This is a genomic window from Vibrio sp. 1F279 (assembly GCF_041439815.1).
Classification (GTDB): Bacteria; Pseudomonadota; Gammaproteobacteria; order Enterobacterales; family Vibrionaceae; genus Vibrio; species Vibrio tasmaniensis_A.
The window spans coordinates 1-17,538 of record NZ_JBGOOU010000029.1 but is presented as its reverse complement, the minus strand read 5'-3'; the positions used below and the strand labels follow the sequence as shown (position 1 = coordinate 17,538).

Below are 17,538 nucleotides of genomic sequence, written 5' to 3'. Positions count from 1 at the left end.
AGATAGGAAAACATCTACATTTTCATGTTCAATCACAAATTAGTAAGCATAAGTAATTGTTATTAAAAGAGTCAGTCGTTTAAGATAGGCTACATAAGAAACTAGACAGAAAAATCCTGCATTTAAATAAAGAATTTTTCTGTCTAATAGCTGTTATACAAAATCGATAGGCTTCATAGTAATGCAAAAAATTAAATTATTTTTAGTTCTAATTATATGCGTATTGTTTATTGCTTCAGGGGCTGTAAATCAAGGGTTTAGCGGGTTTTTTATGTCTTTACCTTTTATGATTACTTTGATTTATACGTTGAAGGGCTGTTCATTTAAAGTGAAGGTTTCTTCGATTGTTGTTGTCGCAATACTTATTACGCCATTAGTTTGGAAGCACGAAGAAAATAAAATAATATATCCTTGGATTGGAGATGAGTTTGTAGCTGATTGTGGTTGGAAAGCTGTTAAATACGAACAAAGCTATACTGGGTATAACTACGAAACATTAATACCTAAAGGTGCTAAAGTTGATGAGCAATATGTGATAAGTCAGCGTTTAATCTCTTGTGATGCCTCTTGGAAATTAATACGTGTATTTGTACATCATCCAGATTTAGGAACGTTGTATTATCCTGTGTTTTCTATAACAAATGTCGAAGCCACAATGTCGGGGTATGAGTTGAATGATGCTTTTGAGGCTAAAACGCTAAATCATAGTCAGATAAATTACTCTTATGAACTTCAATCAGAATGGACGAATAATTTGAGCTCATTAATGATGTGGCCGACAATACCAATACTGTTATTAAATGGTGTAATGGCCATTTTTGTATAACAAATTGCTAAAGACGGACAGCCAACGCGTGGCATTTTCAGTTCCAATTGGATTTGTGTTTAAGGTGCGTTGCTTTAGGTTAAGTGTTGCGTTGTCTGCCACTTAGCAAAGCGTTAGGCTAAATTATTTAAGTTAGGAGATACGACTCTATGGCAGTAGAAAGAGTTGAGGCAATTAAAACAACATATAAAGGTATTGAATACCGCTCACGAACAGAGGCTCGCTGGGCTGTGTTTTTTGATGGTATTGGAGTGCAATTTGAATACGAGAAAGAATATATAGATTTATCAAATGGTCAAAAATATCTACCAGATTTTTTTCTTCCTGAATTCAATGCATTTTTTGAAGTGAAGCCAAATTCAGACGCTATAGTCACTGAGGAATGTGTCAAAGCTCGCTTGCTTTCTCAGGACCTGGCTGATCAAGCTATTAACGTTTGGTTAGCTACTGGTGGTCCTTCAGAACAAAATGGAAATGTGATACCACTAAACCATTGGGATTTATCAGACGACATTGAGCATATTCTATCCGCTAGGGAAAACCGCTATATGTTTTATCAGGACCGTAGAGATGAAGGTATCTACTGGCTATATGCTGTAGATCATACAGATACTATGAGATCGGCATACTTTATTGGTGGTTGGGGAACAGAAACCGATCATTTAAAAGAGCCAATGATGTTCGGTCAGGTTCAGGCTGCATATCAAAGAGCTCGCGAATATTCGTTCGAAAATTAAGCATACAAGCATTTAAGTCTAAAGCTAATGAGCTTATTGGTTCGCTAACACAAAGGCTGAAGCATGAGAGCTATGCTTGATCTTGGTAAGTTGGCGATTTTATTGGCAGTGTGAATGGTTTATATTTCCATAATATCTATGTGCTAAAGGAAAATGTTGCGCTGGTACAATGCGTTACATAAATGGGCACTTGGTCGAAAGTATATGAATTAAGGATAATTATGCCGGATATCTCCCTCCAACTTGAACTTGCCAGCACTGCCGATATCCAACAGCTGCAGAAGTCTGCACTCAGCGCATTTGCAGACGATGTGGAAAAATACGGTGCGTTCCCGCCAAACATAGAATCAACAGAGTGGTTCCAAGCTGAGGTTAGTAAAGGCAACTTTTATAAAGTGCTGTACAACAGCGACTATGCTGGGGCAATTTGCGTAGAGTGTGGTGAGCAGAGCAGTATTGAGATCCGATATTTCTACATTGATGTTGAGTATCAAAATAAACATATTGGCTCTCAAGCCATGAGCCTTATTGAACACCAGTATTCGCATATCACAAACTGGACTTTGTTCACCCCTTATCAGTCCTACAGAAACCACCATTTCTACGAAAAGTTAGGCTATATCAAAGTCGGTGAAGTTCAGCCAGACCAATCAGACGATTTCAAATTGTTTGAATATTCAAAGAGCCATTTAAGTTGAAATAACGGCATAACAAACGTACACGGCATCTATAACTGATGATTGCTGCTCAATTAGATGTTTTGGTATAGGAAAAATTCAGCTAAGGGAATTAGATGAGTGAAAAAGTGAAAGTAGCACTGAAGTGGCTCAAAGAACTCTTGGATGCCGAGGGTGTTGAGTATCAAATTGTCGGAGGGCTAGCTGCAACGATACATGGTGGCAGTCGTGAGATCGCAGACATAGACCTTTATATCCACAACTTTGACGCAAACAAGGTTTTGGCTCGCGTATCGCAATTCATATCTAAGCCGTTAATTCACTATGCAGAATACGGTTGGGATCTCGAGTATTTCCAGTTAGTTTACCAAGACCAAAAAATTGAAATTGGTTTATCTCATAATACGAAGATACAGTCGGCTCTAGATGGATCTTGGCATCAACTCGAAATCGATTTTTCAGAGTCAGTCATTAAAAGCTATCTCGGTATCGAATTGCCAGTAATCCCAGTTCATCATTTAGTAGAGTACAAGCGAATATTAGGTAGGGAAGTCGATCTAATTGACATACAAGAACTGACGTTAGACATTTAATCCGAGGTTGTGTGCATAAGGAAATGAGTATGAATTACGATGAGTTTAACCATTTTTGCGGGACATTTACTGGGACGAGTCATGTCGTTCAATGGGGCAATTCAGATGTCTGGAAGGTGGGTGGTAAAGTCTTTGCCATTGGTGGTTGGAGTGATGGCAAAAAAGCGGCATTTACTTTTAAGACATCCAACTTAAATTACGATTTTCTCAGTGATTGTGAGGGTTATAAACCGGCTCCGTACTTTGCTAACCGTGGGATGAAATGGATACAGCAAGTTGAAACTTCAGGTCAATTAGACGATGACCTTAAGTATTACTTGTCTGAGTCTTATCGTATTGTTGCTAGTGGTTTGAGTAAACGTAAACAACGAGAGTTGGGCATAGAACACCTATCTGAACCACGCACGTAAATGCTTCAAGTTAGATTTCGGCGTTGACGTAATACTTTTTAATCTTTATCGACAGGCCAGTAGCCCTTTGGAAGATCCTGACGACGAGATTAATCAAGTTATATGCAACAGTAAATCACACACAAACGTAGAGGTAGCGCACAGAAACGAAAAAGGAGATATCGCGATTACGTAATCATTGATCTAGCCGATAGTGAGATAGAGATAAGAGGTCGATAATTCGTTGTCGGATCTAAATTAGAACTTTAAATCTAATTTCTAAGTAGTTGTTATCTCAGGAAGAGTTTTTGTGCTATGCGCCCCTATATTAAATACATTATCCCTATTTTAATTCCTTTCATTATCCTCGTAATGCCGCTATCAGCGTTTCCATTTGAAGGCCTTACGATTATTCAACAACGCGTTATCGCGATCTTTTTATTAGCGGCTTTGTGCTGGGTGTTCGAGCCTATCCCGATTTACGCGACATCTGTGGTTATTATCGTTCTGCAATTATTGATGTTGTCGGATAAAGGACTGATCTTTTTAAGGTTTGAGCATGGGCAGGAACATTTTGGTGAGTTGTTAAAATACAGCGACATCATGGCGACGTTCGCTAGCCCAATCATCATGCTGTTTTTAGGTGGTTTCTTCTTAGCGATGGCCGCCACTAAGTATCGATTAGACGTAAACTTAGCTCGCGTGTTGTTGAAGCCATTTGGACAAGATCCAAAGTTTGTGATGCTCGGCTTAATGTTGATCACCGGTATCTTTTCGATGTTTATGTCTAACACGGCAACAACGGCAATGATGCTATCTATTTTAACGCCGGTACTGGCTGTGTTTGGCCCGAAAGACCCCGGTCGTGTAGCGTTTGCGCTTTGTATCCCTGTTGCCGCTAACATCGGTGGGATTGGTACCCCGATCGGTACCCCCCCGAACGCTATCGCACTTAAATATTTAGTTGGCGATAACCTAATTACGTTTGGCGAATGGATGGCATTTGGTGTGCCGTTTGTCGTTATTATGATGGCGTTAGCGTGGTTTTTAATAGGCTTTATGTACAAAGCTGACCAAAAGAAAATCGAGCTAAGCATCAAAGGTAAATTCCTTAAAACGCCCAAAGCCATTGCGGTATACGTCACTTTTGCGCTGACCATCATTCTTTGGTTAATGGGCTCAAGCCATGGCATGAACTCTTATACCGTCGCTCTGATTCCTGTCGCTGTGTTCTCACTCACAGGGATCATCAATAAAGAAGACCTGAAGAAAATTTCTTGGGACGTACTGTGGCTTGTATCAGGTGGTATTGCACTTGGTTTAGCTCTCGATAAAACTGGCTTAGCAAGGCTCGTGGTACACAGCATTCCGTTTGATGCTTACTCACCCTATGTGGTGTTGTTCGGAGCGGCGTTCTTGTGTTTGGTAATGGCAAACTTTATGTCTCATACCGCAACGGCTAACTTGTTAATGCCAATTATGGCTGCATTGGGTTCGTCTATGGCTTCACTCACGCCACTAGGCGGTGAGTTAACGTTAATTCTGGTTGTGACTTTTGCCGCTTCATTAGGTATGTCGCTGCCAATCAGTACGCCACCGAATGCGTTGGCTCATGCCACGGGTCATGTGCAAAGTAATCAAATGGCCAGAATCGGTATTATTTTGGGTGTGGTTGGTGTGCTATTGAGCTTTGCTATGGTGTGGCTGCTACATTCAATTGGTCACATAGGATAACGATACGTGTATCAACAAAAGCTAGAAGCACTTATCGAGCGTTATTTTAATCAGACAGAGCGTCGGGTGACGTGCCGTGCCGGTAACACCATTATTGAACAATCAGCGTTAAACACTCGTTTATATTATGTGTTTAGTGGAGAACTGGAAGGGTTTTATTCCGAAGCGAATACACCACAAGTGCGAGTATTTAGCGCGGGTAGTGGGGCTTTTATAGGCGTTCATAGCTTCTTTTCAGGTAATTGGACAGCATCTTCAACGGTTGTTGCTAAAACCGATGTTGAGTTAGCGTGGATCGATAAAGACACGCAGGCAGAAGATGAACGTAAATTTGGCCCTCTTACTGCACAGTTCACACCTGTGATTGTCAATGAGTTGTCGCGTCGTCAACGTCGTGCAACACAAGAAGCGATAGCGAAACAAAAAGCGCTAGAGAAGTTACATACTGCTGAGCAAATGACAACCTTGGGTCAATTGGCTGCAGGGATTGCCCATGAGCTTAACAACGCTATTGGTGTAGTAAATAGTAAATCTGGCCGACTTGAAACGGTCATCATGGAGCTACTTGAAGAAGTGCATCCAGAAGCCAGTCAATTTTTCGATTTTGGGTTAATGCATGGTCAGAAAACGTCGTCGTCAGAAGCGCGAACACGTGGGCGACAATTTGAAAGAAAATATGGTTTAGACAAAAACATTGCACGCTCTCTTGCAAAGGCGATTCCAATTGACGCCTCACATGCAACAGACGTTATTTCAAAACATTGGCTGAAAAACCCAGAAGAAGCGATTCGCTTTTGGCAGATGGGCTGTGATTTACATGATTTACGTTTGGCATCTAGACACACCGTTGGCATCGTAAAATCGGTTAAACAACTTGGCAGAGTTGATATTGACACCGAAGAAGCGGTTGATATTAACGACTCCATTAACCATGCCTTATCGTTGTTACAAAGCGAGTTACGTCGAGTGTCTGTGCGATTGAGCCCTGCAGATTTGCCGCCTTTTAAAGGCTCGAAAACAGAGCTCGTTCAGATTTGGGTCAACATTGTAAAGAATGCTTGTGATGCAATGTCGAATTCAGACGATGCTGCAATAGAAATTCAAACCAGATTAAGTAAGAAAAGAATATTAGTTACGATCACGAATAATGGCCCTGAGATAGACGAGGTGACTCGTAGAAAGGTATTTCAGCCCAACTTCACCACTAAAAAAGGTGGTTTATCGTTTGGATTGGGCTTGGGTTTATCAATAGTTAAGCGGATTGTGGCGGGTTATGGCGGAAGTATCATTGTGAAAAGTGATGCTTCTAAAACTGTATTTAGAATCAAGTTACCAGTAGAGGGTGAACATGGAGAAGCTTAATTTAATCTGTGTCGATGACCAGAGAGAAGTACTGAGCGCAGTGGTACAAGATTTAGAGCCGCTGGCGAGTTGGCTGAATATTGAAGATTGTGAATCAGCGCAAGAAGTGCTTGATCTCATTGAGGAACTTGACGCAGAAGGCGAACACATTACCGTCATCGTGTCTGATCATGTGATGCCAGGGAAAACGGGTGTGGAGTTACTCACTGACGTGTTCCATGACAGCCGCTTTCCGAATACAAAGAAAATTCTTCTTACGGGGCAGGCCACTCACACCGATACCATCAATGCGATTAATGCAGCAGGCATCGACCGTTACTTTGAAAAGCCTTGGCAAGCAAGCACATTAGTTGAATGCATTCGCACTCTTGTCACTGAGTACATATTTGATCAAGGGCTTGATTACACGGATTATCAGAATGAGCTTGACCAGCAGGTTGTGTTGAGACGCTTGCGTTAGTCTCTTATGTTAGCGACTTACATGAGTCACTAATGTCAGTCGCTTGAAATTATATGCACCGAAGGAAGCTTTCTGAAGGATTTTGTCTTTGAAAGATGTAATCTTCGGTGCATATATTACCTATCTCTTTTAGTCGTTCAGGTTTTAGTGCTCAGTGATTAACACACTGGTTGCTGGCTTAAGTCTAAAACTCATGCGCTACGCCAACACCAACAGATGCATTGTATTTTCTTCACGAACTATTCCCTGAACATGCAGCAGAACTAAAATGTGTCGCAGAGTATCAGTGTCTTTTGTTAGAAAAGTAAGTCGAAAGTATTCAAATGTGATTCCTAATGCGAGGTATGTGGAGTTCGAAGTCAGATCGGTACTTACAACGTAAAGGACTAGGCTTTTCACGGCTTACTGCGTAATAATGCATTCGCCCACAAGTGGGGGTTTATAGTCAGTAGGATTTGAAAATGAGTGAGATTGCTCGCTTTATATCTGGTGAAGCGCCGGATAAGTTTGGTCGAAATATAGGACAGTTGTTGGCTTACAATCATTTTTGGTTGGAGCATGACCATAAGTACATTCAAGTATTTTTCCCAATAGATGAAGGGACTAAGTTTAATCAACATGCACCGTTGGTTACTCAAGAAGATAGGGCGCTTTTTGCTAATTCAGAAGAGCTCCGCACAGTTCATCTAAAAGTGCTTGACCTGATGCTTGAGTTTTGGGGCATGCAGCGAGATGGAAGTGAAATATCGTCATCCTTGCCACTTAGCCCAGCAAATCACGTATGGTTAAAGAATCATGACCATAACCAGCTAAGGCTAACGCGAGCCATTCGCAGTTTATACTTGTTGGGGAATGAAGAGGTTGCGGCTCGCTTATGTGACTTTCTAGTATCAGCGGCGAGCGAGACAGGCTTGGTGTCGGAGAAAACCGTTCAGTATTGGCGCAATGCCCTAGAAGGTTAGGTTTTTCTGTGCAGATCTTTCGGCACTGCACATCATTGATTCTCAATGCGCGGCATTTTTGTACGATGCCGCTTTCTCTATATTCAACATTTGAATGCAATTTGTGGAATATATCAAAATTAATTAAATTGATAGTAAGTTATTACTTTTCATTATGTTAGGGTTCTTTTCTTTAGGTCATCTGATTAGGAAGAGGCTAATGAAAAAGGGATTTGTGATAGCGATATCAATCGGCTTTGTTGTCTTCTCCCTTGTTGGTCGTGAGCTTCAGTGGTTCGGGTCCAATAATTCCGAGTTGTTTCCCCAACTTCCTGATAGTCCCCAATTTGTTCCTTCTACCGATTTCGACGGTGAGTGGCTAGGTCGTCGCATTAACATCACTGGCAATAATATGTGTGAACGCACAACCATCAACGGAACTATTCGTGAGGGTAAAGTTACCCTAAGGCTTACCTACAACGGAACACCGTTAGAGGGCTGGATTACTGAAAGCGGCGACTTACGTTTATATGCTAAACATCGCCAATGGGATTATCGTTTTTCCGCAAATGGCAGTGGCAATAGATTTGACGGCCGGTGGCACTTAACCAATGGCCCGTGCCAAGGGAGTTGGTTTATAGAAAAGGTCGATGGCAAGTAGGGTTGTTACTACAAGACACCGTTTAAAATTAACCAGCACAAGGTTCTTTTAGGAGAGATAAGTGATCAGATTAATCGCCGTGTTCATTGTGGCTTTCGGGCTAGGCGCATATGCGAGCTTACATGTTTTGACCGACTATGTTGTGAGCATTAAAGACAGTCATAAAGCTGCGGTGCGGCAAGGTTTTGAAACCTATAAACATGCCAATACAAAAGACCTTGCCCCATTAATTAAAACATCGAACTTGTTAGCTCGTTATAGTGCTTGTGAATTAGAGGGAGATGAAGGCGATGCGATTGCATTAACCCTGTCTATTAACGCTATTTCCTTTGGGATGTTATCGAAGCAAGCGTCTGACCTCGATCAAGACACCTTTAGGACTGGTTTGATGATGTACGGAAAACTCAAAGACAACGAGAAAGCGTCTGCTCAGCTAACTGAAATACTTACTTCGTACTGTAAAGATAGTCTTCGCTATCTATACGACTGTGAAAAACTTTCTAATTTGTTAGGCGAAGAATGGGATACACAATGGGAGGAAGTGAAACCAGAATGTACCTAAAAATGATTCAATATATGTGGCACTTTTCTATGCCGTATTCAGATGTGATTTGAAAACAAAGGACACAATATGGAAGTAAGGTTGGTCAAAGGTTCAGATCCTATGTTCGCTGAATCGATCACTAAAACGAATATGGCGAGTTACTACCAAGCTCGTGGCGTCGCTTGGGGTCATAGTCAGTTTTTACGCAGCTGGGATGAGCTGGATAACTATGAAGTTTATTTAGGGGATAGCCGTATTGGTGTTATTCGCTTCAGTTACACTAGTGATACAACTTTTCTTAGGGACTTGCAGATATTAGCTGAATATCAAGGTAGAGGCTTTGGTTCTAAGTGTCTCGATTTAGCTATTGAACATGCGAATAATCAATCATCGGCTCAGTTAGTGTTGCGAGTGTTCAGTGAGAACCCCGCCATTAAGCTTTATCAATCAAAAGGTTTTACTCAGTTGTCTGAAGTGAAAGGACTCGTTGAAATGGAACTGATTTTAGGAAGAACTATGGACACCATTATCAAACAAGCAATCGAATTGCGAAAAGAAGAGAAGTACCAAGAGTCACGTGACTTGTTGGCAACGCTACTCACTGATGAAAATTATGCCGCGAAAGCGCACTTGCAGATCGCGTGGTCTTACGATAATCAAGGTAAAGAGCGACAGGCGATTGAGCACTATGTGCTATCTCTGTCTGGCGTGCTTTCTTCAGTAGAGCGTTTTGATGCGCTGTTCGGTTTGGCGAGTACTTATCGAAGCCTTGGTCTTTATGCAGAGGCTTTAGGCTATTTCGAACAGACTATGGCTGAGTATCCTGACTCGATAGAAGTGAAACCTTTCTACGCAATGTGTTTGTACAATTTAGGTCGCCATAAAGAGGCGACGTCGCTATTACTTGAGCTTTTGGTATCTACGACTAATAGCGATGCGATTAAAGAGTACCAACGCGCGATCTCTTTATATGCTCAAGACTTAGATAAAACTTGGTAAGCCGCTGCTTATAAAAATCATGTACTAATATAGAAAAAGCCTAAGCATCAATAGGATACTTAGGCTTCAAGAATTCGGTTTTAGTTTTGGTTTGAGTTTAAACCGTTACTCTGAAAGTTCTTTACGAACGATCTCTGCGCCAGCGCTTAGCGCATTGAGCTTAGCTGAGGCAATTTCACGAGGAAGGGGAGCCATGCCGCAGTTGGTGCACGGGTAGAGCTTATCGGCATCAACATACTTCAGTGTTTCTCGTAGAGTGTCGGCAACTTCTTCTGGTGTTTCAATTGAATTGGTTGCAACATCGATAGCACCGACCATCACTTTCTTACCTCGAACGAGCTCAAGCAATTCAACCGGAACATGAGAGTTATGACACTCTAATGAGATGATATCGATATTCGATTGCTGAAGCTTAGGAAATACCTCTTCGTATTGGCGCCACTCGGTACCTAGTGTCTTTTTCCAATCCGTATTTGCTTTGATGCCGTAGCCATAACAAATATGGACTGCAGTTTCACACTTAAGCCCTTCAATGGCTCTTTCTAAACAAGCAATACCCCAATCGTTCACGTCATCAAAAAATACGTTAAACGCAGGCTCATCGAACTGAATAATATCAACACCAGCAGCTTCTAACTCTTTTGCTTCTTCGTTAAGGATTTTTGCGAACTCCCATGCTAGCTTTTCACGGCTTTGGTAATGCGCGTCGTAAAGCGTATCTATCATGGTCATTGGCCCCGGTAGAGCCCACTTAATTGGTTGAACCGTTTGCTGGCGTAAGAACTTAGCATCTTCGACAAAAACCGATTTTTGACGAGAAACAGGGCCAACGACTGTTGGTACACTCGCATCGTAACGGTCGCGAATTTTAACGGTTTCACGCTTCTCAAAATCCACGCCATTCAAGTGTTCAATGAAGGTTGTTACAAAGTGCTGACGTGTCTGTTCGCCGTCACTCACAATATCAATACCGGCTTGTTGCTGGTCTTGAAGAGAGACACGTAGCGCGTCTTGTTTGCCGTCGGTTAATTCGTCGCCTTCCAGTTTCCATGGAGACCAAAGTGTCTCTGGCTGTGCTAGCCAAGATGGCTTAGGTAAGCTGCCTGCTGTTGAAGTCGGTAATAATGTTTTCATAATTTATACTGCCTATCCTTGGTGATTTAAGAGCGTAATTGCTCGATTAAAGCGCGTAGTTGGCAGACCAGTTCTCTAGAACTGACTGGTATGGCTTAATGAAAGTCTCTTCTGCGAATTTACCTTGTTCGATAGCTAATTTGCTTCGTTCTTCTCGGTCATACACGATTTGAGTTAGCGAGTGATCCAAGTTTTTCAAGTTTGGTTGGTAGCAGTTACCTGCAACCGCATTCGCGTTGTAAATCTCAGGACGGTAGATTTTTTGGAATGTACCCATGGTGCTGATGGTGCTGATAAGTTCTAGGTTTGAGTAATCGTTCAGTAGATCACCAAAGAAATAGAAAGCTAGAGGTGCAACACTGTTTGGCGGCATGAAGTAACGAACCTGTAAGCCCATCTTCTTAAAATATTGTTCAGTTAAAGAAGACTCATTCGGTTGGTATTCAAAACCTAATACTGGGTGTTGGTTTTCAGTACGGTAATAGGTTTTATTATCTGACACGCTTAAGCAAATAACAGGTGGTTTATTAAAGTTCTTTTTGTAAGCGTCAGAGTTAACGAAATATTTAAAAAGCTTGCCGTGTAAATCCCCAAAATCTTCCGGAATGCTGAATTTCTCTTGGCCTTTATTATGATCCAATAGACGTACGCTAAAGTCATAATCTCGAACATAAGAAGAGAAGTTATTTCCGATAATGCCTTCAATACGCTCGTTGGTTTTACGGTCTAGAATATTGGTTTTCAGTACTTCAATGGAAGGGAATGCTTCGCCGTTGCTTTCAATGTCCATATCAACAGAAATGATTTCAAGCTCTACAGAGTAACGATCGCCCTTTGGGTTGTCCCAGTGTGCTAATGCGTTGAAACTGTTGTCAATCATCTGCAGTGCATTGCGCAAGTTTGCTTGGCGGCTGTCACCACGCGCTAAGTTAGCGAAGTTGGTGGTGATACGTGTGCTGTCCGCAGGTTGATAGTTCTCGTCGAGGCTAATGCTCTTAATTGTAAAATTAAATTCTGTATTCATGTTGTTCTGATATCCCAATCTGTAGTCTGACTTTCTCGGTCTTTAGAATTAAAATTGCATTTATTTTTGCTTGTGACCGGATTAATAGTTGAAGGCAATACTGTATGAAAAAATTAATACGGTATTAAGTTAATCGCTTGGTATTTTTATACTTGGTTCGATAAATGATTAACAATGGTATTCTTTCACAATCAACATGAGGAATATTCATGATCTATTATGTTTGAAAATATTAGGTGGTGTCAGTTATATTAATTGGCTTGATGGAAATATAACCACATTAATAGTGTGTTATTTAAGACAATTAATTTAATTAAGAGATGGACGAAATGAGTGAGTTGCTGTTGTTGATTTTATACTGTGCATTATTAGGCAGTGGTGTTGGTTTTCTTGCCGGGCTTTTGGGGATTGGCGGGGGGCTTATCATTGTACCTGTGTTAAGCAGCATTTTACTTCACTTAGAAGTTTTACCTGCTGACCAAGTGGTCGTTGCAGCGATTGCGACTTCCTTGGCATCAATTTTGTTTACCTCAACTTCCTCTGCGCTTGCTCACCACAAAAATGGAAACGTGCCTTGGGATTTGGCACCTTGGATCATGTTGGGTGTTGCTCTGGGTGCATTGATTAGTGGCTTTATGGCGGCTTTGCTGCCAGAAAAAGTTGTTCGTATTGTGTTTGCCGTAAGTGTGGTTCTTATTGCGATCAAGATGTTCTTAAGCAGCAAAAATGACGCGCCTAAAGAACGAAAGCTACCGAACAAGGGCGTACTAACGGTTCTTACAACTATTACGGGCGGCTTGTCAGCCATGATAGGCATTGGTGGTGGGGCATTGTTGGTTCCACTATTGACGTTCTTCTCTGTCGATATGAAAAAGGCCATTGGTTGTGCGTCGGCTTGTGGCATTGTGATCGCATTATTTGGGTCTATCGGTTATATCACCTCGGGCAGCAGCCACTTTGCTCTAACAGAAGGTTTTGCTGGCTTTGTTTATTTACCTGCGCTGCTGGGTATCGTGTGCACATCTTGGTTTACAGCTCCGCTAGGCGCAAAAGCAACTAACCATTTACCGGTTCCAACGATTAAGAAGATCTTCTCAGTACTGTTGGTGGTTATTGCAGCCAGCATGGTTGCTCGTTAATTAAAGAATTCAGTAACCTGTAACTGAATCAGTTTCTTTATTCATTAGACATTTAGGTGCGAAAAAATGCATGTAAATGTCTAATTGCGATCTGAGCCCTCCAATAATATGAGCCACTCCTTTTAATGCACGATGGTTCATAATAAGATTGTTCGCGTTTAATAAATATTCAAATGTGGTCAAATACTTATCTAAAGGAGCGAGCGATGGCACGAGAAATTTCATTTAAGGGCAACGGCCCACGTTGGAACGTGGCTCTATCAATGATAATAAGTTACGTGATCGCATCTTTAGCTATCAACTTGTTTTATCAGACTGAGATCCAGTTTTTCCCTTTTGTTACTTCTATCTTAATCATGAGCGCTGTCTATGCTTTGGTCTCCAAGTTCACCCGAAGACATTTATCTTTAGTTGGTGAAGACATACATCTACATGACGTTAAAGCGAACTTAGTGATCAAAAACTCTGTCTTTTCTCGTCAGTATATTCAGGTTAAATCACTGACTAAAACTGGCTATTACAAAGTGAATGTTCACAAAGGACAGGTTGATAAATCTGATTGGGAAATGCTGTTAAGCAAGGCCACACAGCAAAACGTTTAACGCTAACTCTTCATGGAATTCATTAATGTCAGGGTGTTTTATCAACAGTATTTTTTTGATAAAACATTGTTATTTAACCCAATTCACTGCTATAGCTAAATGTATCTTGTTTGATTCAACGGAATGCTATCAATGAGTGATTTATGGATCCTTTAACGCAGGGCGTGTTAGGCGCTTCTTTGTCACAATCGGCAAGCAAAAAACAACATTTGGTTGTTGCTGGGGTATTAGGGCTGCTTTCTGGATTGGCACCAGATCTAGATGCACTGATTAAGTCTCAAAGTGACCCTTTGTTGGCGTTGGAATTTCATCGACAATTTACCCATTCACTCTTCTTTATCCCCATTGGCAGTTTGATATGTGCCTTGGTTCTGCATCACCTGATTGCAAAAAGGCGTGGGCTTTCTTTCAAACAAAGCTGGCTGTTTTGCGCTCTGGGCTATGGCACTCATGCACTGTTAGACGCTTGTACCACTTATGGCACGCAGTTACTTTGGCCTTTGACTAATGCGCGTTTTGCTTGGAATGCCATATCAATCATCGATCCTGTTTATACGCTGCCCATCCTAGTTTTGCTTGTGTTTGCAACGTTGAAACGAGCACCTTGGCTAGCACGTGTTGCGTTTGCTTGGGCTCTAATTTATCCAACATTAGGGATGATACAAAGAGATAGGGCAGAGGCGATTGGGTGGCAATTAGCGGAACAAAGACAACACACGCCGATTCGATTAGAGGCAAAACCGAGCTTTGCGAATATCTTGGTTTGGAAAGTGGTGTACGAAACAGAGGCTCATTATCATGTAGACGCAGTGCGGGTTGGCACATCGGTAAACGTATATCCAGGAGAGTCGATCGCTAAGCTGAATGTTAGCAGGGACTTACCTTGGCTTGACCCTAATTCACAACAAGCAAAAGATATTGAACGCTTCCGCTGGTTCTCTAATGGTTATATTGCTCAGGACCCAACGGACGAGTTGCGTATTATCGACGTCCGATACTCAATTGTACCGAATCAAATGAAAGCACTTTGGAGTATCAAGTTATCAAAATCTGTTGATGCCAATTCGCATATAAAATACGAAACTCATCGAGACAACACCCCAGAGTCGAGACAGATCTTCTTCGATATGCTCACTGGCGATAAATGATCTAGTTCTAAACAGTAAAAAGGCTGAGTCAGATAACCTGCTCAGCCTTTTTTATTCGTTTGTTTAACTGGTCGATGTTGCATTGCTTTACATCACATATATTAATAAAGCTGACAGTGCTTACATTTATAAGTGTGATGTATATCTCTATCCATCTTTTGAATACTTTCTAAGCTTAGTTGGTTTTTTATCTAATTAAACAGAAGGTTATATGATAAATAGAATAATAACACTAAGTGGCGTTGCATTACTTTGTTCAGCGAGTGCGCATGCGCAAATGCAAAATGGAAGTTTCGAAAGCTGGGAAGGAAACGTACCATCTGGATGGAGTGTGATTGACTCCGGCATTGCAGTTTCACCCTCTAACGTACCTGTTAATAACGGCAGTTTCTCTGCGCAAGTAACAGTGAATACAGGCACTCAAAGTAATACCGATTTTCTGCAAACGATAAGTGTTGAACAAGGGAAAACTTATGATTTCTCTGTCGATGTTTACCATACGGAAGGCAACGTGAAAGCTCGCCTTTTTGTTGATGGCTATTTAGGCTACTCGAATAATGGTTTAACGAATCAGTGGCAAGCATTGACTCACTCGTACAGCGCTACGAGCACTAAAGATATCGTTGTGGGCGTACGATTTTATGATGATGCAGGTTTTGATGGTTCGGAAGTGGTGTATTTAGATAACTTTCAGCCGACGGAGACTCCACCCACACAAAGCTGCAATGACACAAGTGCCGCACTCACGCTAGTGACGGATAACTATGGTTCTGAAACCAGTTGGTCTCTCAAAAACTCAGTTTCTCAAACTCTTTATTCTGGTTCAGACTATCAAAATAACACCATCAATGAAGTGGAAATGTGTTTAGCGGATGGTAGCTACATCCTAGAAGTCTTAGACTCTTATGGAGATGGAATGTGCTGCAGTGTGGGGAATGGTTCATACAGTTTATCGGTAAACGGAACCGTTGTGGCATCTGGTGGTGATTTCCAAGCAAGTCAGAGTACAGAATTTACAATTGGTGGTTCAACTACACCACCAACTGAACCACCAGTTTTAGGTGAGTATTATAAAGACGCTGAAGGCAAAGTGGGCTTTGCGTTAAAAACGGCCTTATATCAAATTATTGATAATCATAGCAGTCAGGGTTACACCGCTATTTGGACGTTGGTGTCTGAGGCTGACCTAGACGCATACTATGACACTGATGGGTCGATTCTCGATATGTATTCGGAGAAACCTTCAGGCTCTGATTCAATCCAATTTACTAAGGTGGCCGATCAATGTGGTCAATACAGCAAAGAAGGTGATTGCTACAACCGTGAGCACTCATTCCCGAAAAGCTGGTTTGGTGGGAAAGTCGAGCCAATGAACGCTGACGGTCACCATTTATTTGCCACTGACGGCTACGTTAACTCGAAACGTAGTAATTGGCCATTTGGTGAGGTGAGTAGCGCGACATACACATCAAGCAATGGTTCTAAGTTAGGCAGTGCAGCGAACTCTCTTGGTTATGTGGGTACGGTGTTTGAGCCAATTGATGAGTTTAAAGGTGATTTCGCAAGAGCATATTTCTACATGGCAACACGTTATGAAAATGAAATCGCTAATTGGGAAGGGAACTCTACAAGCTCTGATGCCGCTCTGGATGGAACCAATACAACCGTTTTTGAACCTTGGCTACTTACTATGCTAAAGCGTTGGCATTCTGAAGACCCAGTAAGCCAAAAAGAAATCGACCGAAATAAGGCGGTACATGATTTTCAAGGGAATCGTAATCCGTTTATTGACCATCCAGAGTTTGTAAGCCAAATCTGGGGAAATTAATCGGAATATAACCACCATGACAATAGCTTCATGATTATTGAATTGAGCCCAATCCTTTGTTTGGGCTTTTTTATTGAGGGGCATTAGAGAGCATGATTTTAAATATCTGTAAAAGCATATTGTCAGAAGACCCGTATACTTGTCAGTGGTCTGCACCATCAATACTGGACGCTACGTTAAGCGACTTTCCATACCTTTAGTTATCTCTGAATTGTTAATTTAGGGGAAGCTGTAGCTCATTTATTCCCCATTGTGAGTTGTTTGCTATGATAACAAATTATCGAAAAAGCAGTTAGTGATACATCAACTAATGTACTTACCTCGTTCACCTGAATTTTTGTAAGTACCGAGAAAATACCCATCCCTTAATAGAGACTCCTTTTTCGTCATCTGCCCACTCAACTAACGTCCAACTTTTCTTTCTTTCAATAACAACAATAGGAGTGGAAAACTTCAAAGTACCAATTGACTCACTTTTGATTGAAGGTTGCATTCTTACATTTAATAGAGGTGTATTAACAAATCGCATTTCATTGAGTAAATCAGGGTTAGTAATAGCATTATTAGCATTTTGCTTAATAATCTTTACTTTCACTCTCTTATCTTTGGCCAGATAAGCACTTACATAATGCTCAGATACAGGTGTAGCTACAGAAAGAATAAGTCCGACTATCAGCGGAAAAACCGTATCCGCCCCATGAACCCACGGGGCGACTTGTCAGTGTTTGAAGTTCCAAGGT

General features: G+C 41.4%; 19 protein-coding genes and 1 pseudogene. 17 read left to right on the top strand and 3 right to left on the bottom strand.

Features of this window, described 5'->3' with window-relative positions; genetic code table 11:
* Positions 1-181: 181 nt before the first annotated feature.
* The 13 genes and pseudogenes from ACED60_RS18775 to ACED60_RS18715 all read left to right on the top strand — a co-directional run bounded on the left by ACED60_RS18775 (position 182) and on the right by ACED60_RS18715 (position 9,923).
* Positions 182-826, top strand: a complete 645-nt coding sequence (locus tag ACED60_RS18775) for a hypothetical protein (protein ID WP_045101720.1) — start codon at positions 182-184, stop codon at positions 824-826.
* A gap of 149 nt (positions 827-975) precedes the next feature.
* Positions 976-1,563 carry a hypothetical protein gene (locus tag ACED60_RS18770; RefSeq protein WP_041472788.1) on the top strand — a complete coding sequence of 196 codons (588 nt, stop codon included), beginning with the start codon at positions 976-978 and terminating at the stop codon, positions 1,561-1,563.
* A 221-nt stretch (positions 1,564-1,784) separates the two neighbouring features.
* Positions 1,785-2,261: a GNAT family N-acetyltransferase gene (locus ACED60_RS18765; protein WP_371728195.1), complete on the top strand. Its 477-nt coding sequence runs from the start codon at positions 1,785-1,787 to the stop codon at positions 2,259-2,261.
* A gap of 95 nt (positions 2,262-2,356) precedes the next feature.
* Positions 2,357-2,833 carry a MazG-related protein gene (locus ACED60_RS18760; RefSeq protein ID WP_371728194.1) on the top strand — a complete coding sequence of 159 codons (477 nt, stop codon included), beginning with the start codon at positions 2,357-2,359 and terminating at the stop codon, positions 2,831-2,833.
* 29 nt (positions 2,834-2,862) lie between these two features.
* The gene (locus ACED60_RS18755; RefSeq protein WP_009846550.1) at positions 2,863-3,243 is read left to right on the top strand and encodes an MmcQ/YjbR family DNA-binding protein; all 381 of its coding nucleotides are present in this window, start codon (positions 2,863-2,865) and stop codon (positions 3,241-3,243) included.
* Between the two features lie 294 nt (positions 3,244-3,537).
* Complete coding sequence (locus ACED60_RS18750; RefSeq protein WP_371728193.1) at positions 3,538-4,956, top strand: DASS family sodium-coupled anion symporter; 1,419 nt, start codon at positions 3,538-3,540, stop codon at positions 4,954-4,956.
* A gap of 6 nt (positions 4,957-4,962) precedes the next feature.
* Positions 4,963-6,318 carry an ATP-binding protein gene (locus ACED60_RS18745; RefSeq protein WP_371728192.1) on the top strand — a complete coding sequence of 452 codons (1,356 nt, stop codon included), beginning with the start codon at positions 4,963-4,965 and terminating at the stop codon, positions 6,316-6,318.
* The gene (locus tag ACED60_RS18740; protein ID WP_371728191.1) at positions 6,305-6,778 is read left to right on the top strand and encodes a response regulator; all 474 of its coding nucleotides are present in this window, start codon (positions 6,305-6,307) and stop codon (positions 6,776-6,778) included. The genes ACED60_RS18745 and ACED60_RS18740 overlap by 14 nt, the downstream gene beginning before the upstream one ends.
* Positions 6,779-7,239: 461 nt before the next feature.
* Positions 7,240-7,740, top strand: a complete 501-nt coding sequence (locus tag ACED60_RS18735) for an opioid growth factor receptor-related protein (protein ID WP_371728190.1) — start codon at positions 7,240-7,242, stop codon at positions 7,738-7,740.
* A 199-nt stretch (positions 7,741-7,939) separates the two neighbouring features.
* A complete protein-coding gene (locus ACED60_RS18730; protein WP_371728189.1) occupies positions 7,940-8,380 on the top strand; it encodes a hypothetical protein in 441 nt (146 codons plus the stop codon).
* A 61-nt stretch (positions 8,381-8,441) separates the two neighbouring features.
* Positions 8,442-8,942: a hypothetical protein gene (locus ACED60_RS18725; RefSeq protein ID WP_102332143.1), complete on the top strand. Its 501-nt coding sequence runs from the start codon at positions 8,442-8,444 to the stop codon at positions 8,940-8,942.
* Between the two features lie 69 nt (positions 8,943-9,011).
* Positions 9,012-9,443 (top strand): annotated as a pseudogene (locus tag ACED60_RS18720) (GNAT family N-acetyltransferase); the annotation flags it as partial.
* Positions 9,441-9,923, top strand: coding sequence for a tetratricopeptide repeat protein (locus ACED60_RS18715; RefSeq protein ID WP_029222928.1), 483 nt, complete (start codon positions 9,441-9,443; stop codon positions 9,921-9,923). The pseudogene ACED60_RS18720 and the gene ACED60_RS18715, both read left to right, overlap by 3 nt.
* A 105-nt stretch (positions 9,924-10,028) precedes the next feature.
* Here ACED60_RS18715 and ACED60_RS18710 read toward each other — a convergent pair whose 3' ends face one another.
* Entirely contained in the window at positions 10,029-11,057 is a 1,029-nt protein-coding gene (locus tag ACED60_RS18710) for a methionine synthase (RefSeq protein WP_371728188.1), read from the bottom strand.
* Between the two features lie 46 nt (positions 11,058-11,103).
* Complete coding sequence (locus tag ACED60_RS18705) at positions 11,104-12,081, bottom strand: DUF1852 domain-containing protein (RefSeq protein ID WP_029222927.1); 978 nt, start codon at positions 12,079-12,081, stop codon at positions 11,104-11,106.
* A gap of 329 nt (positions 12,082-12,410) precedes the next feature.
* On the opposite strand from ACED60_RS18705, the gene ACED60_RS18700 reads away from it, so the two are divergent.
* From ACED60_RS18700 to ACED60_RS18685, 4 genes are all read left to right on the top strand, one after another.
* Positions 12,411-13,220: a sulfite exporter TauE/SafE family protein gene (locus ACED60_RS18700; RefSeq protein ID WP_009846561.1), complete on the top strand. Its 810-nt coding sequence runs from the start codon at positions 12,411-12,413 to the stop codon at positions 13,218-13,220.
* 173 nt (positions 13,221-13,393) lie between these two features.
* Positions 13,394-13,822 (top strand): hypothetical protein, encoded by a 429-nt coding sequence (locus tag ACED60_RS18695; RefSeq protein WP_371728187.1) that lies wholly within the window; start codon positions 13,394-13,396, stop codon positions 13,820-13,822.
* Positions 13,823-13,965: 143 nt separating this feature from the next.
* Entirely contained in the window at positions 13,966-14,970 is a 1,005-nt protein-coding gene (locus tag ACED60_RS18690) for a metal-dependent hydrolase (protein WP_371728186.1), read from the top strand.
* A 211-nt stretch (positions 14,971-15,181) separates the two neighbouring features.
* Positions 15,182-16,798: an endonuclease gene (locus tag ACED60_RS18685; RefSeq protein ID WP_371728185.1), complete on the top strand. Its 1,617-nt coding sequence runs from the start codon at positions 15,182-15,184 to the stop codon at positions 16,796-16,798.
* Positions 16,799-17,123: 325 nt separating this feature from the next.
* Here the strand turns inward: ACED60_RS18685 and ACED60_RS18680 are convergent, their stop codons facing one another.
* The gene (locus ACED60_RS18680; protein ID WP_371728184.1) at positions 17,124-17,393 is read right to left on the bottom strand and encodes an SH3 domain-containing protein; all 270 of its coding nucleotides are present in this window, start codon (positions 17,391-17,393) and stop codon (positions 17,124-17,126) included.
* Between the last annotated feature and the right edge of the window lie 145 nt (positions 17,394-17,538).

Coding starts and splice junctions, on each gene's coding strand:
- ACED60_RS18775 (WP_045101720.1), top strand. CDS start 182: ATGCAAAAAATTAAATTATTTTTAGTTCTAATTATATGCGTATTGTTT.
- ACED60_RS18770 (WP_041472788.1), top strand. CDS start 976: ATGGCAGTAGAAAGAGTTGAGGCAATTAAAACAACATATAAAGGTATT.
- ACED60_RS18765 (WP_371728195.1), top strand. CDS start 1,785: ATGCCGGATATCTCCCTCCAACTTGAACTTGCCAGCACTGCCGATATC.
- ACED60_RS18760 (WP_371728194.1), top strand. CDS start 2,357: ATGAGTGAAAAAGTGAAAGTAGCACTGAAGTGGCTCAAAGAACTCTTG.
- ACED60_RS18755 (WP_009846550.1), top strand. CDS start 2,863: ATGAATTACGATGAGTTTAACCATTTTTGCGGGACATTTACTGGGACG.
- ACED60_RS18750 (WP_371728193.1), top strand. CDS start 3,538: ATGCGCCCCTATATTAAATACATTATCCCTATTTTAATTCCTTTCATT.
- ACED60_RS18740 (WP_371728191.1), top strand. CDS start 6,305: ATGGAGAAGCTTAATTTAATCTGTGTCGATGACCAGAGAGAAGTACTG.
- ACED60_RS18735 (WP_371728190.1), top strand. CDS start 7,240: ATGAGTGAGATTGCTCGCTTTATATCTGGTGAAGCGCCGGATAAGTTT.
- ACED60_RS18730 (WP_371728189.1), top strand. CDS start 7,940: ATGAAAAAGGGATTTGTGATAGCGATATCAATCGGCTTTGTTGTCTTC.
- ACED60_RS18715 (WP_029222928.1), top strand. CDS start 9,441: ATGGACACCATTATCAAACAAGCAATCGAATTGCGAAAAGAAGAGAAG.
- ACED60_RS18710 (WP_371728188.1), bottom strand. CDS start 11,057: ATGAAAACATTATTACCGACTTCAACAGCAGGCAGCTTACCTAAGCCA.
- ACED60_RS18705 (WP_029222927.1), bottom strand. CDS start 12,081: ATGAATACAGAATTTAATTTTACAATTAAGAGCATTAGCCTCGACGAG.
- ACED60_RS18700 (WP_009846561.1), top strand. CDS start 12,411: ATGAGTGAGTTGCTGTTGTTGATTTTATACTGTGCATTATTAGGCAGT.
- ACED60_RS18695 (WP_371728187.1), top strand. CDS start 13,394: ATGTGGTCAAATACTTATCTAAAGGAGCGAGCGATGGCACGAGAAATT.
- ACED60_RS18690 (WP_371728186.1), top strand. CDS start 13,966: ATGGATCCTTTAACGCAGGGCGTGTTAGGCGCTTCTTTGTCACAATCG.
- ACED60_RS18685 (WP_371728185.1), top strand. CDS start 15,182: ATGATAAATAGAATAATAACACTAAGTGGCGTTGCATTACTTTGTTCA.